At 70.1% G+C, this 22689-nt stretch carries 23 protein-coding genes; 22 read left to right on the forward strand and 1 reads right to left on the reverse strand.

The window, feature by feature from the left end:
- The first annotated feature begins 177 nt into the window (after positions 1-177).
- The 7 genes from mihF to holA all read left to right on the forward strand — a co-directional run bounded on the left by mihF (position 178) and on the right by holA (position 7496).
- Positions 178-486, forward strand: coding sequence for an integration host factor, actinobacterial type (gene mihF, locus C1877_RS06805; RefSeq protein WP_041239777.1), 309 nt, complete (start codon positions 178-180; stop codon positions 484-486).
- Positions 487-493: 7 nt separating this feature from the next.
- Positions 494-1066, forward strand: a complete 573-nt coding sequence (gmk, locus tag C1877_RS06810; protein WP_041239778.1) for a guanylate kinase — start codon at positions 494-496, stop codon at positions 1064-1066.
- A 7-nt stretch (positions 1067-1073) separates the two neighbouring features.
- The gene (locus C1877_RS06815) at positions 1074-1334 is read left to right on the forward strand and encodes a DNA-directed RNA polymerase subunit omega (protein WP_015540438.1); all 261 of its coding nucleotides are present in this window, start codon (positions 1074-1076) and stop codon (positions 1332-1334) included.
- A 264-nt stretch (positions 1335-1598) separates the two neighbouring features.
- A complete protein-coding gene (gene thiI, locus C1877_RS06820; RefSeq protein ID WP_015540439.1) occupies positions 1599-2858 on the forward strand; it encodes a tRNA uracil 4-sulfurtransferase ThiI in 1260 nt (419 codons plus the stop codon).
- A gap of 599 nt (positions 2859-3457) precedes the next feature.
- Positions 3458-4168: a ComEA family DNA-binding protein gene (locus C1877_RS06825; protein WP_114568759.1), complete on the forward strand. Its 711-nt coding sequence runs from the start codon at positions 3458-3460 to the stop codon at positions 4166-4168.
- 3 nt (positions 4169-4171) lie between these two features.
- On the forward strand, positions 4172-6511 hold the full coding sequence (locus C1877_RS06830; RefSeq protein WP_244909809.1) for a ComEC/Rec2 family competence protein: 2340 nt from the start codon (positions 4172-4174) through the stop codon (positions 6509-6511).
- A gap of 10 nt (positions 6512-6521) precedes the next feature.
- On the forward strand, positions 6522-7496 hold the full coding sequence (gene holA / locus C1877_RS06835; protein WP_114568760.1) for a DNA polymerase III subunit delta: 975 nt from the start codon (positions 6522-6524) through the stop codon (positions 7494-7496).
- 148 nt (positions 7497-7644) lie between these two features.
- Here holA and rpsT read toward each other — a convergent pair whose 3' ends face one another.
- Positions 7645-8151, reverse strand: a complete 507-nt coding sequence (rpsT, locus tag C1877_RS06840) for a 30S ribosomal protein S20 (protein ID WP_114568761.1) — start codon at positions 8149-8151, stop codon at positions 7645-7647.
- A gap of 391 nt (positions 8152-8542) precedes the next feature.
- Between rpsT and lepA the strand changes: the two genes are divergently transcribed.
- From lepA to era, 15 genes are all read left to right on the forward strand, one after another.
- Positions 8543-10348, forward strand: a complete 1806-nt coding sequence (gene lepA, locus C1877_RS06845; protein WP_015538741.1) for a translation elongation factor 4 — start codon at positions 8543-8545, stop codon at positions 10346-10348.
- A gap of 1 nt (position 10349) precedes the next feature.
- A complete protein-coding gene (locus C1877_RS06850) occupies positions 10350-10580 on the forward strand; it encodes a hypothetical protein (RefSeq protein ID WP_015538742.1) in 231 nt (76 codons plus the stop codon).
- A gap of 9 nt (positions 10581-10589) precedes the next feature.
- Positions 10590-10790 (forward strand): hypothetical protein, encoded by a 201-nt coding sequence (locus C1877_RS06855; RefSeq protein WP_015538743.1) that lies wholly within the window; start codon positions 10590-10592, stop codon positions 10788-10790.
- A 57-nt stretch (positions 10791-10847) separates the two neighbouring features.
- Positions 10848-11366, forward strand: coding sequence for a nitroreductase family protein (locus C1877_RS06860; RefSeq protein ID WP_220149903.1), 519 nt, complete (start codon positions 10848-10850; stop codon positions 11364-11366).
- Positions 11367-11683: 317 nt separating this feature from the next.
- Positions 11684-12664 carry a tRNA dihydrouridine synthase DusB gene (gene dusB / locus C1877_RS06865; RefSeq protein WP_114568763.1) on the forward strand — a complete coding sequence of 327 codons (981 nt, stop codon included), beginning with the start codon at positions 11684-11686 and terminating at the stop codon, positions 12662-12664.
- Between the two features lie 3 nt (positions 12665-12667).
- Entirely contained in the window at positions 12668-13777 is a 1110-nt protein-coding gene (hemW, locus tag C1877_RS06870; protein WP_114568764.1) for a radical SAM family heme chaperone HemW, read from the forward strand.
- A 159-nt stretch (positions 13778-13936) separates the two neighbouring features.
- Positions 13937-14950, forward strand: coding sequence for a heat-inducible transcriptional repressor HrcA (gene hrcA / locus C1877_RS06875; protein WP_181813806.1), 1014 nt, complete (start codon positions 13937-13939; stop codon positions 14948-14950).
- A gap of 59 nt (positions 14951-15009) precedes the next feature.
- Positions 15010-16149 (forward strand): molecular chaperone DnaJ, encoded by a 1140-nt coding sequence (gene dnaJ, locus C1877_RS06880; RefSeq protein ID WP_114568766.1) that lies wholly within the window; start codon positions 15010-15012, stop codon positions 16147-16149.
- 10 nt (positions 16150-16159) lie between these two features.
- Positions 16160-16957, forward strand: a complete 798-nt coding sequence (locus C1877_RS06885) for an RsmE family RNA methyltransferase (RefSeq protein WP_114568767.1) — start codon at positions 16160-16162, stop codon at positions 16955-16957.
- On the forward strand, positions 16954-18183 hold the full coding sequence (locus C1877_RS06890; RefSeq protein WP_114568768.1) for a MiaB/RimO family radical SAM methylthiotransferase: 1230 nt from the start codon (positions 16954-16956) through the stop codon (positions 18181-18183). The genes C1877_RS06885 and C1877_RS06890 overlap by 4 nt, the downstream gene beginning before the upstream one ends.
- 127 nt (positions 18184-18310) lie before the next feature.
- Positions 18311-19465, forward strand: a complete 1155-nt coding sequence (locus tag C1877_RS06895; RefSeq protein ID WP_114568769.1) for a C39 family peptidase — start codon at positions 18311-18313, stop codon at positions 19463-19465.
- A gap of 127 nt (positions 19466-19592) precedes the next feature.
- Complete coding sequence (locus tag C1877_RS06900; protein ID WP_015538745.1) at positions 19593-20549, forward strand: PhoH family protein; 957 nt, start codon at positions 19593-19595, stop codon at positions 20547-20549.
- 4 nt (positions 20550-20553) lie between these two features.
- On the forward strand, positions 20554-21021 hold the full coding sequence (gene ybeY / locus C1877_RS06905) for an rRNA maturation RNase YbeY (RefSeq protein WP_015538746.1): 468 nt from the start codon (positions 20554-20556) through the stop codon (positions 21019-21021).
- Between the two features lie 20 nt (positions 21022-21041).
- Positions 21042-21536: a diacylglycerol kinase family protein gene (locus C1877_RS06910; RefSeq protein WP_244909810.1), complete on the forward strand. Its 495-nt coding sequence runs from the start codon at positions 21042-21044 to the stop codon at positions 21534-21536.
- A 75-nt stretch (positions 21537-21611) separates the two neighbouring features.
- Positions 21612-22529: a GTPase Era gene (gene era, locus C1877_RS06915; protein ID WP_015538747.1), complete on the forward strand. Its 918-nt coding sequence runs from the start codon at positions 21612-21614 to the stop codon at positions 22527-22529.
- The last annotated feature ends 160 nt before the right edge of the window (positions 22530-22689 follow it).

A 22689-nucleotide genomic window follows, 5' to 3' on the forward strand; every position in this document is an offset into this window, starting at 1 on the left:
CGGCGAGCGACCGTTCGTAACGGTTGTGCGACGAAACGGGTCCGGCGCGCGGGCCTGCTCCTACAATGTGTGGCATCGCGCGGGAATTTTTTGGAATTACGGCGATTGACAAGGCAAGACGGACGAAGGCGTGATAGTATCACGGAATCGCTTTTGAACAAGAAGGAGAGATACACGATGGCTATTCCTCAACTCAGCCCGGAAGAACGTCAGGCGGCTCTGGAGAAGGCGAAGGCGGCCCGCATCAAGCGCGCCGAGGTTCGTGACGAGCTGAAAAGCGGCAAGCTCACCTTGGCGAAGGTTCTCGAGATGAAGAACGATCCCGTGGTCGGCCGCATGAAGGTTTCCACGCTCATCGAGACCATGCCGGGCTACGGCAAGGCCAAAGCCGAGAAGATCATGAAGGAGCTGCAGATCGCCGAGAGCCGCCGCCTGCGCGGTTTGGGCGAGCGCCAGCAGACCGCCTTGCTGGAGCGTTTGGGCTAAACGCTGCATGCGACACGGTAATCTGTTCGTTATCTCTGGGCCATCAGGTGCCGGCAAGGGCACGCTGGTGGCCCGTCTGTTGCGCGAGGTGCCCGACGCCTGGGTGTCGCGCTCCGTCACGACGCGCGCCCCGCGCGAGGGCGAGGTGGACGGCGTCCATTACCAGTTCGCGTCGGCCGAGGAGTTCCAAGACCTCGTGGACACCGACGGGCTCTTGGAGTGGGCGACCTATGCGGGCAACCGCTACGGCACGCCCCGCGCGACCGTCGAGGACCACATGGCCTGCGGCGAGCAGGTCATCCTCGAGATCGACGTCCAAGGCGCCTTCCAGGTGCGCGACAAGATGCCCGCCGCCCGCCTCGTGTTCATCGAGCCGCCGTCGCTCCAGGTGCTCGAGGAGCGCCTGCGCGGACGCGGAACCGAGAGCGACGAGGTGATCGAGGCGCGCATGAAAGCGGCCGAGGTGGAGCTTTCGCGCAAAATGGAGTATGATATGCGGCTGGTAAACGACAACCTTGACGAGGCGACCGATGCCCTGGTGCGCTACGTCAACGAGCAAGCCGAGAAAGCACGAGGTTAAACGCTCTATGAGTATCATCGAACCCAAGATCGACGTACTGCTGGACAGGACCGACAACGACCGCTTCCTGCTGTGCGCCCTCGCTTCGAAGCGCGCGCACGACATCAACGACATGATGCGCGGCCAGCGCGACCGCGCCATTCAGCTGCAGACGGCGGTCGAGATCGCCCGCGCGGCCGACAAGAAGCCGCTGTCGCTCGCCTTCAACGAGATCGCCCGCGGCGAAGTGTCGTACGACCCGAACTCCATCGACATCAAGAACCATTAAGGTTCCGCCGTTCTCCGAACGGCGGAACCTGTCGACGCTGCGAAGCCCCGAAGCGCCCGATCTTGCCGCTCCAAGCATTCCTCGCGTACCGCGAAGTATGCTTTGGAATGCTTTCGCGGCAATCTCGAGCGCTTCGGGGCTTCTCGCTGACTTACTACGCCAACCGGCACGCTTGTTTTCGCGCTTTGCGCGAATTGCGCGACCTGCTAGGTTGGCGACCGCGCCCGCGCGGACCGTTCGAACCTGCGAACCCGGGGGACTCCCATGACTGACTTCCAACGCATCATCCTCGTCCATTACCATGAGATCGGCCTCAAGGGCCACAACCGCGCCTCGTTCGAGACACGGCTTCTGAAGAACCTCGAGGCGCTGCTCGCGCCGTTCCCCGTGGTCACGATCCATCGCATCTCGGGGAGGCTGTGCGTGTTTTTGCGCGAGGGCACGGATTGGGACACGGCCGTCGAGGCGTCCGAGGTCGCAGGGCGCGTGCCGGGCGTGGCGCGCGTGTCGAGCGGCTTCAAGTGCGAGCGCGACCTGGACGAGATGGCCCGCGCGGCCGTGCTCGCGCTCTCGGAGGCGGGCGAGTTCTCCACGTTCAAGGTGGCGGCGCGGCGCAACCACACCGACTTCGCCACCGGGTCGATGGAGATGAACCAGATCATCGGCGGCGCGCTCTGCGAGGCATGCCCCGACAAGGGCGTGCGCATGAAGAACCCCGACGTCACGGTGGGGGTCGAGGTCGTGCAGAACGCGTCGTACGTCTACGCGCGCTCCGTGCCGGGCGTCGGGGGCTTGCCGGTGGGCAGCTCGGGCAAGGTGGTGTGCCTGCTGTCGAGCGGCATCGACTCGCCGGTGGCCACGTGGAAGCTGGCGCGCCGCGGCGCGGTGTGCATCGGCGTGCACTTCTCCGGTCGCCCGCAGACCTCGGACGCGAGCGAGTACCTGGTGGACGACATCGCGCGCGTGCTGGAGCGCACGGGCTGCATCGCGCGCGTGTACACGGTGCCGTTCGGCGACTACCAGCGCGAGATCGCGCTCACGGTGCCGCCCGAGCTGCGCGTCATCATGTACCGCCGCCTCATGTTCAAGGTGGCCGAGGCGCTGGCTGCGCGCGAGCGCGCCGGGGCGCTCGTGACGGGGGAGAGCCTGGGGCAGGTGGCCTCGCAGACGCTCGACAACATCCGCGCCACGGACGACGCGGTGGACCTGCCCGTGTTTCGGCCGCTCATCGGCACGGACAAGCTGGAGATCATCCGCGAGGCCGAGCGCCTGGGCTCCTACGAGATATCGTCGCAGGACGCGCCCGACTGCTGCACGCTGTTCATGCCCCGCAGTCCCGAGACCCACGCGAAGCTCCCGGTAGTGCGCGAGGCGGAGTCCGTGCTGCCCGTGGAGCGCTGGGTGGCCGAGCTGGTGGAGGCCGCCGAGGTGCGCGACTACGCCTGCCCCGCCTACAAGCCGAAGCCGCGCCGCGATGCAGGCGGGGCGGGGCAGGGCGGCGCCGAGGATACTGCACGCGCCTGACGCAGGGGACGGGCATCGAGGAGGCGGCAGCGGCTTTCCAGTGACGGCTCTCCGTCGGTTTCTTCCGGAATCCCCTTTCCGCGCATTCTGAACGGTCGGGCGCCGGGCGCCTTGCTTTGCGGCAGGAATCGAAGGTTATTCGTCGCTGGAGGTGGCCTGCCAACCGCTTGCGTGCTTTCTTGAGGATGAGTCCCTGCGTTACCCCTGGTGGCGCGTCGGCTTTTTACGCAAGCCGCCGGCTTTGCGCCCGGGGACGACGAATAACTTTCAAAAGCTGCCACGAACCGCGGTTCTCCGCGCGCGGTCTCATGCGGTCCCCGAAAACGGGTTGCCGTGCCATGTCCGGACGACGCTCCAAGGCGACCATTTCACCCCTTCCGAATTTATCCCTCCTTTTCGCTGGATCCGTGTTGGAAACGGGCAAGCTTCTGCCGGTCGCCGCGCTGGATCCGCGTCAGATCCGCGTCAGCCCTGCGTGGTGCTCCCGACGGTTCCCGTGCAAGGTTGCGGCGCTATGATCGGGGGGGCGGGCGAAGGGTGCCGCCGCCTAACTCGGGCGGCCCCTTCCCGCCTACATCCGGTCGAGGACGGGAGGGGCCATGTCGTTTCAGCGGAGCGCGCAGTCGTGGCGGGCACGGCTGCACCTGTCGGGCGCGCGCCTGCCCGTGCTGGTGGGCGTGACGGCCGTGGCCATCGTCGTCATGGTTTGCGCGGGCAGGCTGCTGCTCGACGCCGCGTCGTCGGAGGGCTTCGCGGTCGTGCAGCCGGGCGATGCGGAGCAGGCGGCCGGCGACGGGGATGCCGAGGCTGCGGCCGATGCGGGCGCTTCGCAGGCCGCCCCCGCGCCGCTGCGCGTGCACGTGGGAGGCGCGGTGGCCGCACCCGGCGTGTACGACCTGGCCGAGGGCGCGCGGGTGCTCGATGCCGTGGAGGCGGCGGGCGGCTTCGCCGAGGGGGCCGCGCGCGACGCGCTCAACCTGGCGCGGGCCGTGTCCGACGGCGAGCAGGTGGTCGTGCCGAGCGAGGCGGACATCGCCGCGCAGGAGGCGGTGTCGGCGGGCGCAGGCGGTGCTGCAGCGGGCGCAGGCGCCTCCGCTGCTGCGGGCGGGGCGGGCGGGAAGGTCAACATCAACACGGCCTCGGCCGCGCAGCTGGACACGCTCCCCGGCGTGGGCGCCTCCACGGCCGAGAAGATCGTCGCCGACCGCGAGGCCAACGGTCCCTTCAAGACGGTCGAGGACCTGAAACGCGTCTCCGGCATAGGCGACAAGAAGTTCGCGGCGCTCGCGGACGCGATCTGCGTCGGCTGACCCGTGTCGCCGCGCCCCGCGCCCCCGCTGCCCCCGCGCCCGGCCCTGCCGCCGGTGCTTGCGTGCGGCCTGGGCCTTTGGGCGTCCTGCGCCGCCGTGTGCGCCGCCGCGCAGTTCTGGGAGGCGGGGGCGTGCGTCGCCGTGGGCGCAGCGGCGCTCGCGGCTGCGGTGCTTGCCGCCGTCGCGCTGCTGCGCTGCGGGCGCGGCACGCTCGCACGATGCGCCCTGCTGGGCATCCTCGTCGGCGCCGCGTGCGGCTGCGGTGCCGGGGCGTCCCTGCATGTCGCCTGGCAGGAGGCTGCCGGCGAGGCGCCGGGGCGGCTGCGCTTCGAGGCGGTGGAGGATGCGGATGCGGGCCTCTACGGCGCCCAGTGCGTCGCGCGCACGCGCCTGGCATCGGGGCGCGCGGTGGACGTGCGGCTGCGCTTCGCCGACGGTGCAGACGTGCCGCGCTACGGCGACGTGTTCGAGGCGGAGGCGTCGCTGGCCGCCCCCGCCGAGCGCTCGGCGGCCTGGTGCTGGCAGCGGGGCGTCGCGGCCGTCGCAACCGTCCGGCAGGCGGCGCCGGTCGCGCGCCACGATGCGCTCGGGGTGCTGCTGGGCGTGCGCGCACGCGCCCTGGAGGTTCTCGGCCGCCTGGACGGCGACGGCGGCGCCGTGCTGCAGGCGCTCGTCTGCGGTGCGCGCGGCGCGCTGGACGAAGGGGACGTCTACGCCGCCTTCAAAGCCTCCGGGCTCGCGCACCTTGTGGCGGTGTCGGGCGCCCACCTCGTCATGGTGTGCGCGTTCGCCGGTGCCGCGCTCAGGGCGCTGCGAGCGCCGCGCGCCGTGGCCGTGGGCGTGCAGGCGGCGCTGCTCGCGTGCTACCTCGTGCTGTCGGCCATGCCGATATCGGCCGTTCGCGCGGCGCTCATGACGCTCGCGGGCACGACGTCGTTCCTCGCGCGGCGGCGCCCGTCCAGCCTGAACGCCGTGGGCCTGTGCATCGCCGGCGTCGTTGCCGCCTCTCCCGCGGCGGCGCTCTCGGCGTCGTTCGCGCTCTCGGTGCTCTCCACGCTGGGCATCGTGCTGTTCGCGGGCCTCGCCGCGGCCTGGATCGGCCGCCTGGCGCCGCGCCTGCCGCGCTTCGCCGCCGAGGCGCTTGCGCTCACGGCCGCCTCGAGCGTGCTCGCCCAGCCGCTGTCGGCCGCCCTGTTCTCGCAGGTGCCGCTCGTCTCCCCGTTGGCGAACGTGCTGGCGGCGCCCCTCTTCCCGCTCGCCTGCGCCGGAGGGCTCGTCGGCGCTGTCGCGGCCCTGGCCGTGCCGGCCGCCGGATCGCCCCTGCTGGCAGGCGCCGCGCTCGCGTCCGAGGCGCTTTGCGCCGCCGCCCGCGCCTGCGCGTCGCTGCCCTGCGCGGGCGTGCCCGTCGACCTGCCCGTCGTGCCCGCGCTTGCCGGCGCGGCCGTCCTGGCCGCTGCGCTCTGGGCGCTCTGGCCCCCGCCGAGCCCGCGCACGGCCGCGCTGGTCGCAGGGGCCTCGGCGGCGGCCGCCCTCGCGGTCGTGCTCGTCGCCCCGCGGCTCGCGGGCGACGAGATCGTCATGCTCGACGTGGGCCAGGGCGACGCGTTCGTCGTCCGCAGCGAGGGGGCGGCCGTGCTCGTGGACACCGGCAACCAGGAGCGCCTCCTGCGCGAGGGCCTCGCGCGCCACGCCGTGCTCCGCCTGGACGCCGTGGTGGTGACCCACGGCGACGACGACCACATGGGCGCGCTCGCCTCGCTCAAGGGCGTGGTGCAGGTCGACCGCGTGCTCGTGGCGGCCGATGCGCTCGCCTGCCCCTGCGAGGCCTGCGCGCGCCTGCGCGGCGACGCGGCGGCGCTCGTGGGGGAGGGGGCCGTCCAGGGGCTCGCGCAGGGCGACCGGCTGCACGTGGGCGCCTTCGACCTGGAAGCGGTGTGGCCCGCCCGCTTCGCCGACGGGGGCGGCAACGCCGACAGCCTGTGTCTGCTGGCGCGCGCCGACGCCGACGGCGACGGGGCGGCCGACTGGACGGCGCTCCTCGCCGGCGACGCGGAGCACGAGCAGCTGGCCGCCATGGAGGAGCAGGGCCTCGTGGGCCGCGTTGACGTGCTCAAGGTGGGCCATCACGGCTCGAAGAACGCGCTCACGCCGGAGCTCGCGGCCGCGCTCTCCCCGCGCATCGCGCTCGTGAGCGCGGGCGCGGGCAACCGCTACGGGCACCCGGCCGACAAGACGCTGCGGGAGCTGGCCGACGCGGGGGCGCAGATATGGCGTACCGACGAGGCGGGGGATGTTTCGTGCAAATCCACCGCGCAGGGCATCGCGGTCGCGTCGCTGCGGTAGAATGCGGGGCATGCCGACTAACAAGAAACAAGAAGCACCGCTCCTCCCCGTCTACCTCATCGTGGGGGAGGACGCGCTCAAGCGCGACGCCGTGATGAAGCGCCTGCGTGCCCGCCTTTCCGCGCTGGGCGACCTGTCGTTCAACGCCGACGAGTTCAACGGCGAGACCGCCCTCGGCGGCGACGTCGTGGCGGCCTGCAACACCGTGCCGTTCGCCAGCCCCGTGCGCCTCGTGGAGGTGCGCGCAGCCGACAAGCTCAAGAAGGCCGATGCCGAGGCACTCGTGTCGTACCTGTCCTCGCCGAGCGGGTCCACCGTGCTCGCGCTGGTGGCCGAGAAGCTGGCGAAGAACACGCGCCTGTACAAGGCCGTGGCCGCCCATGGCAAGACGGCCGTCATCGACTGCGCCCCGCTCAAGCGCAACGAGCTGCCGAAGACGGTGCGGGCCATGGCCGCGGGCCACGGCGTCACGCTCACGGAGGGGGCAGCGCGCGCACTGGTGGACCTGGTGGGCGAGAACACCGTCCACCTGGACAGCGAGCTCAAGAAGATCGCGCTGGCGCACCGCGGCACCGATGCCGTGAACGAGCACGAGATCATGGGGCTGGTGGCGCGTACGGCCGAGGTGAAGCCCTGGGAGTTCGTGGACGCCCTCGCCGCCCGCGACGCCCGCAAGTGCCTGCTTTTGCTGGGTCGCATGGAGTCCGTGTCGCCCCACGCCCTGCTGGCCATGTGCACGACGCGCCTGCGCGAGCTGGTGTGCGCCCGCGCCCTGGCCGACCGCGGCAACCCGCGCGGCGTGGCCGCAGCCCTCAAGATACCCGACTGGCGCTGCAAGAACCATGCCGCCTGGGCCCGCGGCTTCACCGCCGCCGAGCTGCGTCGCGCCATCGTCTCGGCGCGCGACACCGAGCGCGCCATGAAGAGCGGCGCGGACGCGCAGGCCGCCTTCCTCGACTGGGTGCTCTCCGTCACCGCCCGCTAAAGGCCGCACCGGCGCCGTCGTCGTTCGGGAAGCACGCGCAGAGGCGCGCGATCCGCTTTTCCGGCACTAACGCGAGGAAGCCCCCTTCCGGGGGCTTCCTCTTCCTTGATATGCGGACGGATCGCGGGCGATCCTGAGAGCATCGAGCCTATTCGGCGGCCTCTTCGGCTGCAGCGGCCTCGGCCTCGGCCTTGGCGGCCTCCTCGGCTTCCTTGGCCTTGCGCTTCTGGGCGGCGGCCTCCTCCTTCAGCGTCTTCTCGCGGCGCTTCGCCTTCTCCTCGGAGGCGGCCTTCATGGCTGCCTGGCGCTCGGCCTTGGCCGCGGCCTTCTTGGAGCCGGTCTTCTGCTGCTCCTTCTTGGCCGGCTTCACGTAGGCGGCGCGGTCGGCGTCGGTCACGACGTCCTTGATGAGCAGCATGATGCCGCTCTTGCGGTTGGCGGCCTGGTTCTTGTGGATGACGCCCTTGCTGGCGGCCTTGTCCATGAGGCGGCAGGCGGCGAGCGCGGCGGCGTAGGCCTCGGCGCCGTTGCCGGCGGCCACGGCGTCCTTCACGCGGCGGGTCGCGGTCTTGAGCTCGCTCTTGACCGCGCGGTTGCGCATGCGGGCCTTCTCGTTGGTGATGATGCGCTTCTTCTGGCTTTTGATGTTCGCCATGTGGTTCGTTCCTCCAAAAAAATCGTTTTACCTTGTCTTGCGATACGAATCGCGCTGCGCCTCCAGCGATACGGGCGGGCGATGCCCTCCGCGTGGCCGCAAGGTGGCCGATTGCCTCGCAACAAGGCCCCGGAGGAGCCTCCCGCGCCGGGCGCGGGCGTTGGCGATGCGATGGAAACAGGCGGGATTTCTCTGTTTCGCAGACCAATCGGTCACCAGCGAGGACGAATCCGTAATGCAGCCACGTCTGCAGATTTGGCGATAAGATCATCGCACGCACGTATCGCTGGATACACAATGCGATAGAATACCAAACGTTGACCCTGTTTTCACGGGGAAATTCCCGAAAACACGTTTTTCGCCCGTGCACCGCCCGAAGAAGAAAGCTACTATGACCACCGACCCGAACCTCATCCGCAACTTCTCCATCATCGCGCACATCGACCACGGCAAGTCGACGCTGTCCGACCGCATCCTCGAGCTCACCGGCACCGTGGCGAGCCGCGACATGCAGGAGCAGCTGCTCGACAGCATGGACATCGAGCGCGAGCGCGGCATCACCATCAAGAGCCAGGCCGTGCGCGTGGACTACACGGCCGACGACGGCCAGACCTACCAGTTCAACCTCATTGACACGCCGGGCCATGTGGACTTCACCTACGAGGTGTCCCGCTCGCTGGCCGCGTGCGAGGGCGCCGTGCTCGTGGTGGACGCCACCCAGGGCGTGGAGGCGCAGACCGTGGCCAACGCCATGATGGCCATGAACGCGAACCTGGAGATCATCCCGCTCATCAACAAGATCGACCTGCCGGCCGCCGAGCCCGACCGCGTGCGCGAGGAGATAGAGGAGGGCCTCGCCATACCCGCCGACGACGCCGTGCTCGCCTCCGGCAAGACCGGCGCGGGCGTGCACGACCTGCTCGAGGCCGTGGTGTACAACATCCCCGCGCCCGAGGGCGACGCGCACGCACCCCTGCGTGCGCTCATCTTCGACTCGTACTTCGACCCCTACCGCGGCGTGGTGGCGCTCATCCGCGTGGTGGACGGCTCGCTCAAGAAGGGCGACCGCGTGCTCATGATGGCCACCGGCACCGAGGTGCTCGTGGAGGAGGTGGGTGCGCGCCGCCCGGCGGAGACGGCCATGCCCGAGCTCTCGGTGGGCGAGGTGGGATACCTGGTCACGGGCCTCAAGGACGTGCGCCAGGTGAAGGTGGGCGACACGATCACCGCCGTGCGCGGCGGCGTGGAGAAGCCCCTGCCCGGCTACCGCGACGCCAAGCCCATGGTGTTCACGGGCCTGTTCCCCATCGACGGCGACCAGTACGAGCCCTTGAAGGAGGCGCTGGAGAAGCTCTCGCTCAACGACCCCGCGCTCATGTGGGAGCCGGAGAAGTCCCACGCGCTCGGCTTCGGCTTCCGCGTGGGCTTCCTCGGCCTTCTGCACATGGAGGTCATCAAGGAGCGCCTCGAGCGCGAGTTCGGCCTGGACCTCTTGGCCACGGCGCCCTCAGTGGAGTACCACGTGTACCGCGCCGGCGGCGAGATGATCAGCCTGCACTCGCCCCAGGAGATGCCCGACCCCGGCGAGATCGAGCGCATCGAGGAGCCCTACCTCAAGGCGAAGATACTCATCCCGCCCGACTACGTGGGCGCCGTCATGGAGCTCACCACGGCGCGGCGCGGCACGTTCGTCACCATGAACTACCTCTCTCCCACGACGGTGGAGATGATCTGGGAGATACCGCTGTCGGAGCTCATCATGGACTACTTCGACAAGCTCAAGTCCAACACGAAGGGCTACGCGAGCCTCGACTACGACTTCGACGGCTACAAGCCCTCCAAGCTGGTGAAGCTGGATATCCTGCTGTCCGGCAAGCCGGTGGACGCGCTGTCGTTCATCATCCACAAGGACAAGGCCTACGACCGCGGCCGCGTGCTCACCGAGAAGCTGCGCGGCATCATCCCGCGCCAGATGTTCGAGGTGCCCATCCAGGCCGCCATCGGCGGGCGCGTGCTGGCCCGCGAGACGGTGAAGGCGAAGCGCAAGGACGTGCTGGCGAAGTGCTACGGCGGCGACATCAGCCGCAAGCGCAAGCTCTTGGAGAAGCAGAAGGCCGGCAAGAAGCGCATGAAGAACATCGGCAACGTGGAAGTGCCGCAGGAGGCCTTCATGGCCATTTTGAAGGTGGACGATTAGGATGGGCACGACGGCTATTGCGATGGCCGCACTAGCCGTCGTCGCCTTTTTAGTCCTCGCCGTGGTGTTGTGGAGGGGTAATGTCGAGATCATCTCGGGGTTTCCCGAAGAAGCGGGTTCGCTCAAGGAGGCCGACCGAAAAAGCATGGGCCGCGGCCTGGCTGCCCTGGTTCTGTTCCTCATGTTTGTGGCGGTTTTGATGATATTCGCATTATCGCAGTTCGAAGGTTAGGAACGATATATGGCACGGAAAGGCAAGGAAGAGTTCGACTGGCTGGACGACCCGTTCGACGAGAAGAAGGCTGCGCGCGAGCAGGTGCGGTCCTCCACGTCGGGCGGCACGAAGATGGTGCTCGGCTGTGGCTGCCTGCTGGCCGTGGCGGGCATCGTGGTGCTGCTGGTGCTCGCAGGCGTCAGCATGATCGACCTGCTGGCCGCCTAGCGCCGGGATGTGCCTGCGCCCGGCCGCCCTCGAACCGGCATGAGAAGGAGGAGCCCCGTGAGAGAGAACCCCGTCATCGAGAACATCCTGTCCCGCCGCTCCGTGCGCGCGTTCCGGGACGAGCCGGTCGCGCGCGAGGACCTGGAGGCCGTCGTCGCGTGCGGGCAGTGGGCTCCCTCGGCGAACAACCGGCAGGAGTGGACGTTCGTGGTGGTGGACGACCGCGCCCGCATCGCCCGGCTGTCAGCGGTTGTTCGCGAGGCGCTGGGCCGCGACGCCTACGACATGTACGGCCCTGCGGCCATCGTGATCGTGGCGCACGAGAAGGGCGCCCCGTTCGGCCGCGAGGACGACGGCTGCGCGATGCAGAGCATGATGCTGGCCGCCCACAGCCTGGGCCTGGGCAGCGTGTGGATCAACCAGCTGCAGGGCATCTGCGACGAGCCCGCCGTGCGCGCGGAGCTCGACGCGCTCGGCGTGCCGGCCACCTCCGAGGTGCACGGCGTGTGCGCCCTCGGCCACGCCGCCGCCGAAGGGACGGCGCACGACCGCAAGAGCCGCGTGGTGTGGGCGTAGCGCGCCGGCTGCCATCCCGGCCCGGGACGGGCGCGACGGCGAAGCCGGAAGGTCGCACGCAGCGCTTTCTCGCGACGCCTGCGCGCTTCCAACGTGGGCGCTCGGGCCGCGGCGACGAAGCCGGGAGCATGCCGCGCCCGAACGCCCTTCCTGCCAAAAAACGCGCGGTTTGGCAATCGGAAAGCGCGTTTCGGAGCGTGCTTGCCACGGGTTGCCGCTATAATCCCAGGTCGGCGTTTTTCACCGCTCGACCGTAATTGCCAAACCGCGCGTTTTTTGACCTGTCGTGACGAAAACGCGTGCAAAGGAAGCAGAATATGCACGAGTTCTTCCAAAAGCACCGCCTCCTCCTCGCGCCCATGGCGGGCGTGAGCGACGAGGCGTTCCGGGCGCTCTGCCGCGAGCAGGGGGCCGACCTCGCCTTCACCGAGATGGTCTCGGCGAAGGGGCTCTCCTACGCCAACGAGAAGACGCGCCATCTGCTTGCCCTCGCGCCCGGCGAGGACCAGGTGGCCGTCCAGCTGTTCGGCCACGAGCCCGACACCATGGCCGCGCAAGCCGTCTGGATCGAGCAGGAGATGGGGGAGTTGCTGGCGTACCTGGACGTCAACATGGGATGCCCCGCGCGCAAGATCGTGTCGAAGGGCGACGGCTCGGCGCTCATGAGGGAGCCGGAGCTCGCGGCCTCCATCGTGCGGGCGATCCGCGCGGCGGTCGCGCATCCCGTGACCGTGAAGTTCCGCCGCGGCTGGGCGATGGGCGCGGAGACGGCGCCGGACTTCGCGCGGCGCATGGAGGATGCGGGCGCGTGCGCCGTCGCGGTGCACGGCCGCTTCGCCGAGCAGCTCTACCGCGGCAGCGCCGACTGGGACGTCGTCGCGCGCGTGAAGGAGGCCGTGGACGTGCCCGTCATCGGCAACGGCGACGTGCGCTCGGGCGCCGACGCCGTGGCGCTCACGGCGCGCACCGGTTGCGACGCCGTGATGATCGCCCGCGGCGCGGAGGGCAACCCCTGGGTGTTCGCCCAGGCCAAGGCCGCGCTCGCGGGCGTGCCCGAGCCGCCGGCCCCCGATGCCCGCGAGCGCATCGCCATGGCGCGCCGCCACGCGCGCCTGCTCGCGCGGCGCGAGGGGAAGAACATCGTGCGCATGCGCAAGCACGCCATGTGGTACCTGGCGGGCCTGCCGGGCGCCGCCGCGGCGCGCGCGAAGATCAACGCCTGCGTGTCCGTGGAGGACTTCGACCGCGTGTTCGACGAGCTGCTCGCCTTTTTGGGCGGGCATGAACAGGAAGGCTAGACCATGCCGCACGACCCTTACCGCGCCCTGTACCTGCACCTGCCGTTCTGCGTGAGGCGGTGCGGGTACTGCGACTTCGCGACGTCGGCGGTGCCGGCCGATGCGCCGGAGATCGACGCGTACGTGGAGGACCTCTGCCTCCAGATCCGCCGCAAGGCGAAGGAGGGCGAGCTCGGCGCGCTCGAGACGGTTTACTTGGGCGGCGGGACGCCGAGCCATATCGGCCTGGCGCGTCTGTCCATGCTGCTGTACACGCTGTCGCTGTCGATGCACCTCACGCCCGAGGTGGAGTGCACGATGGAGGCGAACCCCGAGAGCCTGACGGAGCGCATGGTGCGCGACGTGTGGGCGCTCGGCGTGAACCGCCTGTCCATCGGCGTGCAGAGCTTCGACGACGAGGTGCTGGCCGTGCTCGGGCGCGCCCATTCGGCCGATGACGCGCGCCGCGCCATCGAGGCGGCGCATACGCGCTTCGAGAACGTGAGCGTGGACCTCATGTGCGGCATCCCCGGCCAGGGCGCCGAGAGCTTCGAGGCGAGCGTGCGCGAGGCGGCGGCGCTCGGCGCGGCGCACGTGAGCGTGTACCCGCTGACCATCGAGGCGCACACGCCCTTCGACGCCGCCGTGCTCGCCGGGGACATGGAGGAGCCCGACGACGACGTGGAGGCCGCGCACATGGAAATCGCCGCGCGCGTGCTGGCCGAGGCCGGCTACGAGCGCTACGAGGTGGCGAGCTACGCCCGCCCCGGCTTCGAATGCCGCCACAACATCGCCTACTGGACGGGCGTGCCGTACCTGGGGCTCGGCCGCTCGGCGGCCACGATGACCCAGAACGCTGAGCGCCGCATGCGCGTGCAGGACGGGCGGGTGACCGACGACATGGACGCGCGCGGCATGGCCGCCGAGGACCTCATGCTCGGCATGCGCATGACCTGCGGCGTGCCCGACGAGCTGGTGGAGGCCGCCGCCGTCCTGCTGCCCGACGCCCCCGCCGTGCTCGCGGAACTGGAAGGGGAGGGCCTCGTGGCGCACGCGGACGGGCGCTGGCGCCCCACCGACCGCGGCTGGCTCTGCGGCAACGAGCTCTACGGGAGGCTGTTCGACTTGGCATAGGGAACCGGCGCACGCGCTCCTCCTATGCAGTAACCGTCAAGTTTCTCCATAATTTCCCGCTGTTGTTAGCACTCTCGGCTTTCGGCTGCTAATATGATGCGTTACTATGGTTCGGGTTCGGGGAAAGCCGACGGGCGAGAGAGAGGAAGGTGGAGAGGCGTGCTATCCGATCGCAGGCAGCGGGTGCTGGCCGCGCTCATCGAGGAATACGTCGCGCGCGCCCTGCCGGTGGGTTCGCGCACGCTGACGGAGCGCTACCAGCTGGGCGTGAGCCCGGCCACCGTGCGCAACGAGCTTTCGGTGCTCGAGGACGGCGGCTACATCACGCAGCCCCACACCTCGGCCGGGCGCATCCCCACCGACCACGGCTACCGCGCGTTCGTGGACAACCTGCTGGCCGCCGACTTCACGGGCGAGGACGAGCGCTACCGCCCCGTCGTGGACGAGCTGCGCCGCAGCGCGAGCGAGCTCGATGCGCTGCTCGAGCAGACGTCGTCGGCCCTCACGCGCCTCACCGACTGCCTCTCCATCGTGCTGGCGCCGTCGGTGCTGAACCTGCACATCAAGCAGCTCTCGCTCATCTCGCTCAACGCGTACCGCGCGCTCGTGGTGCTCGTCACCGAGGACGGCCAGGTGTTCAACCGCCAGATGGAGTTCGCCGAGGAGGTGTCCTCGGACGAGCTGGCGCGCGTGCAGGCGTTTCTGGGCGACGTGTTCACGGGCAAGTCGCTCCAGCAGATCGAGGACGGCCTGGGCCAGGGCATGGCCGAGGCGTTCCGCGACCCGCTCGTGCGCATGGCGCTCGACGAGGTGCTGTCGTGTTTGCAGGAGAGCGAGCTGTCGCGCGCCCACCGGCTGGGCGTGAGCTCGCTTCTGACGAAGCCGGAGTTCAGCCAGTCGCAGGCGCTGCTGCCCGTCATGCAGGTGCTCGAGGACGACACGGTCATGCTGCATATCCTGGACGATGCCGTGCGCCAGGGCGACGGCACGCCCAGCGTGCGCATCGGGCGCGAGAACGACGCGGCGGAGCTGGCGGGCGTGTCCGTGGTGGCCAGCCGCTACGGGCGCGGGGAATCGGCCGGCGTCGTGGCCGTCATCGGGCCCACGCGCATGGACTATTCTAAGGTATTGCGGGCGGTGCGCATCGCGAGCGCGGCGCTTCAGGACGTATAGGGCTTGCACGGCGCCAGCACGAGGGGGCGCCGTCAAACGAGGAAGGTACTGCAAGAGCAATGGCCAAGGATCTGTACGAGGTTCTGGGCGTTTCCAAGAACGCCACGGAGGACGAGATCAAGAAGGCGTTCCGACGCCGCGCGCGCGAGCTTCACCCCGACGTGAACAAGGCGCCCGACGCCGAGGACCAGTTCAAGGAGCTGAACGAGGCGTACGACGTGCTGAGCGACCCGGGCAAGCGCGCCCAGTACGACCGCTTCGGCACCATACCGGGCGCCGCGGGCGGCGGCAGCCCCTACGGGGGCGGCGGCTACGTGGACTTCGAGGACCTGTTCGGCGGCGGCTTCGGCATGGGCGACATCTTCAGCTCGTTCTTCGGCGGCGCCGCGGGCGGGCGGCAGCAGCAGCGCCGCGAGGGCCGCGACATGGGCGTGGGCCTGCGCGTCACGCTGGAGGAGGTGGCCGCGGGCGCCAAGAAGGAGATCGTCTACGACCGCCTGGCGCCGTGCCCCGACTGCGACGGCACGGGCCTCGGCCCCGACGGGCGCGAGATCACCTGCCCGGACTGCGGCGGCCAGGGCCGCGTGGTCTCGGTGCAGCATACGTTTCTGGGCGACATGCAGACGGCCACCACGTGCAAGACCTGCAACGGCACGGGCCGCTCGGTGGAGAACCCGTGCCCGGAGTGCGAGGGGCAGGGCCGCGTGCCCGACCGCCAGCGCGTGACCGTGGAGGTGCCGGTGGGCATCCGCGACTCGCAGCAGCTGCGCCTGTCCGGCTTCGGCGAGGCGGGCATGCAGGGCGCGGCGCCGGGCGACCTCATCGTCACGGTGCGCATCCAGCCGCACGAGTTCTTCGAGCGCGACGGCGACCACCTGCACGCGCGTGCGAACGTGTCCATCGTGCAGGCCGCCCTCGGCGCGGAGATCGAGATCGACGGCATCTTCGAGGTCGAGAAGGTGCAGGTGCGCATCCCCGAGGGCTGCCAGAACGAGCAGGTGGTGCGCGTGAAGGGCTTCGGCATGCCGAAGTTCCGCAGCGACGCGCGCGGCGACATGTTCGTGCACGTGAACGTGGTGGTGCCGAAGAAGCTCACGAAGAGGCAGCGCGAGCTGTTGGAGCAGCTGGCCGAGGAGCTGGGCGAGGACGTTTCCGACGAGCGCACGCCCCTGCAGAAGCTGCGCGACGCCTTCAACTAGCGGGCAAGCGATGTCCCTGCAGCATTTCTACCTTGACGAGCAGGTGCTCGCCGACGAGGTCGGCGGGCCCTTCCCGCTGCGCCTCGCGGCCGACGACGCGAAGCATGCGCGCGTACTCCGGCTGGCGCCGGGCGAGCGCATCGCGGTGGTGGACGCCGCCCTCGACTACTTCGCGTGCGAGATCGTCGCCTTCGACGACGCGCTCCCGGTCGTGCGCATCGCGCAGCGCTTCGAGCGCGCGGACGCGGGGCCGTCGGTCGTGCTCGTGCAGGGCCTGGCCAAGGGCGACAAGATGGAGACGGTCATCCGCCACGCCACCGAGCTGGGCGTGGCGGCGTTCGTGCCGCTGGCGTGCGAGCGCTCCGTTGTGCGGCTTGACGCGAAGAAGGCGGCGGCGAAGGCCGATCGCTGGCGCGCCATCGCGAAGAGCGCGGCCATGCAGTCGGGGCAGCCGGCTGTTCCCGACGTGCGCGAGCCGGCGGGCCTGCGGGAGGCGTGCGCGCTGCTCGCCGACGCGGACGCCCTGCTCGTGTGCTGGGAGGAGGCTCCCGGCGCGTCGCGGCTCGACGTCGCGCTCGACCGCGCGCTCGGCGGCGGCCGGGCGGCGCAGGGCGCCCGCGTGGCCGTGGTCGTGGGCCCCGAGGGCGGCTTGGCCGAGCGCGAGGTGGAGGCGCTGCTGGCCTGCAACCCCCGCTCCTCGCTCGTGTCGCTCGGCCCGTCCATCCTGCGCACGGAGACGGCCGGCATCGTGGCGCCCGCGCTCGCGCTCTACGAGCTCGAGCGGCGCGCGAGGGCGGGGGCGCTGTGAACTTCGCCGTCGTCAACCTGGGCTGCAAGGTCAACCGCGTGGAGTCGGACGACGCTTCGGCGCGCCTGGCCGCCCGCGGCACCGAGACGGCGGAGGCGGACGCCGACCTCATCGTGGTGAACACCTGCACCGTCACCGGCGAGGCCGAGAAGAAGACCCGCAAGGCCGTGCGCCGCGCCCTGCGCGCGAACGACCGCGCCCGCGTGCTCGTCACCGGCTGCGCCGCGGCCGTCGACGCGGCGTTCTACGAGGCGCTCGATCCCCGCGTGCGCGTGGTGGGGAAGGCCCGGCTCGCCGAGGAGATCGAGGCGTGGTGCGATTCGGAAGGCGTTTCCGCCGCGCCGCCGCTCCTTCCCGTCGGCCCGGGCTTCCGCACCCGCGTGGGGGTCAAGGTGCAGGACGGCTGCGACAACGCGTGCACGTACTGCATCGTGCACGTGGCGCGCGGCCGCGCGACGAGCCGCGCCGCCGATGGCGTCGTGCGCGAGTGCGCGGAGTACGCCCGCGCTGGCGCGGGCGAGATCGTGCTCACGGGCATCAACCTGGGATCGTACTGCGACGGAGCGAGGCGCGACCCGTCCGCCACGCGCCTCGCGGGCCTGCTGCGCCGCCTGCTCGACGCGACGGCCGACCTGCACGCGCCGGGCGCGTTCCCCGTGCGCTTCCGCATCTCGAGCATCGAGCCGCGCGACGTGGACGACGCGCTCGTGGACCTGCTCGCCGCCGCCGACGGCCGCGTCTGCCGCCATCTCCACCTGCCGCTGCAGGCGGGAAGCTCGAAGGTGCTGCGCGAGATGGCGCGCCCCTACGACGCCGACCGGTTCCGCGCGCTCGTGGAGCGCCTGTACGCCGCCGTGCCCGGGCTCGCGCTGTCCACCGACGTCATCGCCGGGTTCCCCGGCGAGACCGACGCCGAGTTCCAGGAGACGCTCGAGCTGGCGCGCGCCTGCCGCTTCGCGAAGATGCACGCCTTCCCGTACTCGCGCCGCGCGGGCACGCCCGCGGCCGAGCGCCCCGACCAGGTGCCCCCCGATATCAAGGCGGCCCGCGCCGCCGCCTTGCGCGCGCTCGGCGACGAGCTGCGCGCGGCCGAGCGCGCGCGGCGCGCAGGCACCGTCGAGCTCGCCTTGGTCGAGGAGGGCGGCGTCGCCATGTCGGAGAGCTACTTCGAGCTTGCCGCTTCCGCAGACGCGCCCATCGGCTCGCTCGTCAGGATGACGCTGTAGCGTTCCCAAGGAAGCGCACGACCGCGCCCCGCATCCCGAAACATGGTAGGTATGGGGGAGAATCCCTCCCCTTGGTATCAGGTATGATATGGTTTCCAGGGTAGGCGGAGACGGACGGGAGGCGCCGGTGGCAGACGACGAGGCGCGCGAGCGGGCGCGCAGGAGGCTCGAGGAGCGCCAGGCCCGCATGCGCGGGGAAGCGCCCGCCGGCTGCGACGCGCATAAGGCGCCGTGCGCCCACGAGCCCCACGAGGCGCGCAGGCCGATAAGCTCGGGCCGTCTCCGTTCGAGCCGTCCCGGAACGGGCAACCGGCACTCGTGGGAGGCGCGCGGCCCGGAGCCCCTGTTCGCCCTCTCCGAAGCTGCGACGAACCTCGTGCGCGCCGTCGGGCCCAAGCGCCTCGCGATCGCGGTCGCCGCGATCGCGCTGGTCGTCGCGCTCATCGCGGGCATCCGCGGCTGCATGGCCGCCGACGCGGGCACGCCGGCACCGGACGAGGCGGACCAGGCCCCTGTCCAGCAGCAGGCGCAGCGCGACCCCATCGACGAGGACGGGCTCACGGCCGTGCTCGGCGACGACCTGGCCGCCCAGCTCGTCCAGGCGGCCGGGACGAGCGACGACGCCGCATGGGTCGCCGCCCATCCGGACGCCTACGCCGTCGACGGCGCGGCCGTGCAGTACAAGCTGCTCAAGCTGGCCGCCGTCGAGCCCGAGGCCCGGTCCTTCGTGCGCACGTTCCCCGACGCCTACCCCGCCGAGAGCGCGCTCGGCACGGACGACCCCGAACCCGGCCAGGTGCCGCGCCTCTACCAGTGGGATTCCCGCTGGGGCTCCACCGTCTACAGCTCCACGGCCTTTGCGCTGACGGGCTGCTGCCCCACGTCGCTTTCCATGGTCTACCAGGGCCTTACGGGCAAGGGCGACCTCTCGCCCTACGACATGGGCAGGCGCGCGAGCGAGGGCGGCTACGAGACGCAGTTCGACGGCACCGACGCGGCGTTCCTCGTCAACGAGGCTGCCTCGCTCGGGCTCTCTTGCGCGGCGCTCGCCGCCGACGCCGACAGCGTGCGCGCCGCGCTCGAAGGCGGTGCGGTGCTCATCTGCAACGTGGGCCCCGGCGACTTCACCGACAACGGCCATTTCCTCGTCATCACGGGCATCGACGACGAGGGGAACCTCGCCATCAACGACCCGTACTCGGCCGAGCGCTCGGGCAGGACGTGGAACGTGGACACGGTGCTCGGCCAGACGAAGGCGCTGTGGGCCTACCGGCTTGCGTGACGCGCCCGCCGGCGGACGGCCGTCGCCGCCTCGCCGTTCCGTCGCAAAATTGGGCACCTGCACTATATTCCCTTGTCGGTTCGATGACATCGAGGTCGGCCGCAGCGGCACGTGGTACAATGCCCTCATGACAGACCAGACGCAAATCACCCTCACGGCCCCGCAGAGCGTGAACATGGCGCTCATCGTGGGACCGGCCGACGAGATCCTCCATGTCGTGCAAGACGCCTTCGCCGCCCGCATCACCGTGCGCGGCGACACCATCGTGCTCGAGGGCGACCCGCTCGAGGTGCAGTCGCTCACGGCGCTGTTCTCCGATCTCATCAAGCTCGTGGAAGGCGGCGGCGAGCCCACGCTCGAGTACGTGCGCCACGCCATCGACCTCTTGCGCACGGCTGAGTTCAGCCCGCAGGCGCTGCGCGAGGACATCCTGCTCACGTACCGCGGGCGGGCCATCCGCCCCAAGACCGCGGGCCAGAAGCGCTACGTGGACGCCATCCGCGAGCACACCATCACCTTCGGCATCGGGCCGGCGGGCACCGGCAAGACCTACCTCGCCATGGCCATGGCCGTGGCCGCGCTCAAGCGCAAGGAGGTCGGCCGCATCATCCTCACGCGCCCCGTGGTGGAGGCGGGGGAGAGCCTGGGCTTCCTGCCCGGCACCCTCACCGAGAAGGTGGACCCCTACATCCGCCCGCTCTACGACGCGCTGTTCGACATGACCGACATGGAGCGCGCCACCCAGCTCATCGAGAGCGGCGTCATCGAGATCGCCCCGCTCGCGTTCATGCGCGGGCGCACCCTGAACGACAGCTTCATCATCCTCGACGAGGCGCAGAACACCACGCCCGAGCAGATGAAGATGTTCCTCACGCGCCTGGGCTTCGGCTCGAAGATGGTGGTGACCGGCGACGTGACCCAGCTCGACCTGCCGCGCGGCATCTCGGGGCTCAAGGGCGTGCGCGGCATCCTCGAGGGCATCGACGATATAGCGTTTTGCGACTTCACCGGCAAGGACGTGGTGCGCCACTCGCTCGTGGCGGCCATCGTGTCCGCCTACGACGAGGCCACCAGGAAGGCATAGCAACATGGACATCCAGATCAACTACGACTACCGCAAAGACGAGCTGGAGAAGCTGCCGCTGCACGAGCTGGCCCAGTTCGTGCTCGCGCGCGAGGACAAGCCCTTCAACACGGAGGTGTCCGTGAGCTTCGTCACCGACGAGGCCATCGCCGAGCTCAACGAGAGGTACCGCCACAAGGAGGGCCCGACCGACGTGCTGTCCTTCGAGTGCGACGGCGTGAACGACGACCTGTCGGCCATGACGCTGGCCGAGGACCCCGTCTACGAGCTGGGCGACGTGATCATCGCCCCCGACGTGGCCGCCCGCCAGACGCGCGAGTTCGGCACGTCGTTCGAGGAGGAGATCAGCCTCTTGCTCGTGCACGGCCTGCTGCACCTGTGCGGCTACGACCATATAGCCGACGACGAGGCCGAGGTCATGGAGAAGCGCGAGGCCGAGATCCTCGAGGCGTGGTCGAAGCGCACGGTGTAGCGGAGAGGCGGGGAGGCGGCGTGGCTGCGGAAACGGCGGTGGAGGACGATCTCGTGGACGTTCCCGACAGGGGCGGGAGCGGCGCGCGCAACGAGCCCCCCTGCTGCGGCGAGGGCTTCGTGCGCAACGACGCCGACAAGGGCGCGCGCTCGCGCTTCTCGCTCGTCTGCGCGTTCAGGTGCGCATGGGACGGCATCGTCTACGCCGTGCGCACGCAGCGCAACATGAAGATACATCTGGGCATCGCCGTGCTGGCCGTGGCGCTGGGATTCGTGCTGCGCATCGACGGGGCCTCCTGGGCCGCCGTGATCCTCTGCATCGCCGCGGTGTTCGCGGCCGAGTGCGTGAACACGGCCATCGAGAGCGTGGTGGACCTCGTGTCGCCCGAGTACCACGAGCTGGCCCGCCGGGCGAAGGACTGCGGGGCGGGCGCCGTGCTCGTGTTCGCCATCGTGGCCCTGGTCGTGGCCGCCGTGGTGTTCGGCCCGCGCGCATGGGCGCTCTTCTTCGGCTAGCGCGCGCCTGCTTTCCCCTTGCTGGAACGGACGACCGGGGGGTTGTCCCGAATGTCGATCATAAGGATGCACGCTATGGATTTCCAACCGCACGCAGAAGGCTTCAAGTCCGGCTTCGTCACGCTCGTGGGCAGGCCGAACGCCGGCAAGTCCACGCTCATCAACGCCATCATGGGCAAGAAGATAGCCATCACGTCCGACACGGCGCAGACCACGCGGCACCGCTTCCGCGCCGTGCTCACGCGCGAGGACTTCCAGCTCATCTTGGTGGACACGCCGGGCCTGCACAAGCCCCACGACGCGCTGGGCGAGGAGCTGAACACCTCGGCGCTCAAGGCGCTCGAGGACGTGGACGTGGTGGCCATGCTCATCGACGCCTCGCAGCCCATCGGCCGCGGCGACGAGTGGGTTGCCGAGCAGCTCTCCCGCGTGCGCTCGAAGAAGATCTGCGTGCTGTCGAAGCTGGACCTGGCAACGGAGAAGCAGATCTCCGCCCAGCGCGAGGCCGCCGAGGCCCTGGGCGCGTGGGACGCCATGGTGGGCCTGTCGTCGGCCACCGGCAAGAACGTGGACGCCTTCGTGGAGGAGGTCGTGTACCTGCTGCCGGAGGGCCCCGCATGGTTCCCGGCCGACATGGAGACCGACCAGCCCATCGAGGTGGTGGTGGCCGAGTTCATCCGCGAGAAGATCCTGCGCTCGTTCCACGACGAGGTGCCCCATGCCATCGGTGTGCGCGTCGACGAGATGGAGTACGACAAGAAGAAGGACCTCCACCGCATCTTCGCCACCGTCTACGTGGAGCGCGACAGCCAGAAGGGCATCATCATCGGGAAGAAGGGCGCCGCCATCAAGCAGATCGGCACCGAGGCCCGCGCCGACCTGGAGCAACTGCTGGGCACGCGGGTGTATCTGGATCTCTCTGTGAAGGTGAAGAAGAACTGGCGCCGCGACGCGAGCCAGATCCGCCGCTTCGGCTACGGCGAGGGCGCGTAGGGGGCGGCCGCCCCCGCTGGAAGCCGCCTGCGGCTTCGGCGTGCGCCGGGCATCGCCGCCCGTCACGGCGTCCTCTTGCAGGTATTGTCGCGAAACCGGCTATCGCCCGGATACCCTGCCGCGCCCGCTGATTTTCCGTTACAATACGCAGCGGAGTTGA

Origin of the sequence: Gordonibacter pamelaeae, assembly GCF_003340385.1 — a bacterium.
Classification (GTDB): Bacteria; Actinomycetota; Coriobacteriia; order Coriobacteriales; family Eggerthellaceae; genus Gordonibacter; species Gordonibacter pamelaeae.

What these genes read in the sequence shown, in the direction of transcription:
- C1877_RS06815 (WP_015540438.1), top strand. Translation starts at nt 1,074, where the DNA reads ATGAGTATCATCGAACCCAAGATCGACGTACTGCTGGACAGGACCGAC.
- C1877_RS06900 (WP_015538745.1), top strand. Translation starts at nt 19,593, where the DNA reads ATGACAGACCAGACGCAAATCACCCTCACGGCCCCGCAGAGCGTGAAC.
- C1877_RS06885 (WP_114568767.1), top strand. Translation starts at nt 16,160, where the DNA reads ATGTCCCTGCAGCATTTCTACCTTGACGAGCAGGTGCTCGCCGACGAG.
- thiI (WP_015540439.1), top strand. Translation starts at nt 1,599, where the DNA reads ATGACTGACTTCCAACGCATCATCCTCGTCCATTACCATGAGATCGGC.
- mihF (WP_041239777.1), top strand. Translation starts at nt 178, where the DNA reads ATGGCTATTCCTCAACTCAGCCCGGAAGAACGTCAGGCGGCTCTGGAG.
- lepA (WP_015538741.1), top strand. Translation starts at nt 8,543, where the DNA reads ATGACCACCGACCCGAACCTCATCCGCAACTTCTCCATCATCGCGCAC.
- C1877_RS06850 (WP_015538742.1), top strand. Translation starts at nt 10,350, where the DNA reads ATGGGCACGACGGCTATTGCGATGGCCGCACTAGCCGTCGTCGCCTTT.
- dusB (WP_114568763.1), top strand. Translation starts at nt 11,684, where the DNA reads ATGCACGAGTTCTTCCAAAAGCACCGCCTCCTCCTCGCGCCCATGGCG.
- dnaJ (WP_114568766.1), top strand. Translation starts at nt 15,010, where the DNA reads ATGGCCAAGGATCTGTACGAGGTTCTGGGCGTTTCCAAGAACGCCACG.
- rpsT (WP_114568761.1), bottom strand. Translation starts at nt 8,151, where the DNA reads ATGGCGAACATCAAAAGCCAGAAGAAGCGCATCATCACCAACGAGAAG.
- gmk (WP_041239778.1), top strand. Translation starts at nt 494, where the DNA reads ATGCGACACGGTAATCTGTTCGTTATCTCTGGGCCATCAGGTGCCGGC.
- era (WP_015538747.1), top strand. Translation starts at nt 21,612, where the DNA reads ATGGATTTCCAACCGCACGCAGAAGGCTTCAAGTCCGGCTTCGTCACG.
- hemW (WP_114568764.1), top strand. Translation starts at nt 12,668, where the DNA reads ATGCCGCACGACCCTTACCGCGCCCTGTACCTGCACCTGCCGTTCTGC.
- C1877_RS06825 (WP_114568759.1), top strand. Translation starts at nt 3,458, where the DNA reads ATGTCGTTTCAGCGGAGCGCGCAGTCGTGGCGGGCACGGCTGCACCTG.
- holA (WP_114568760.1), top strand. Translation starts at nt 6,522, where the DNA reads ATGCCGACTAACAAGAAACAAGAAGCACCGCTCCTCCCCGTCTACCTC.
- C1877_RS06855 (WP_015538743.1), top strand. Translation starts at nt 10,590, where the DNA reads ATGGCACGGAAAGGCAAGGAAGAGTTCGACTGGCTGGACGACCCGTTC.
- ybeY (WP_015538746.1), top strand. Translation starts at nt 20,554, where the DNA reads ATGGACATCCAGATCAACTACGACTACCGCAAAGACGAGCTGGAGAAG.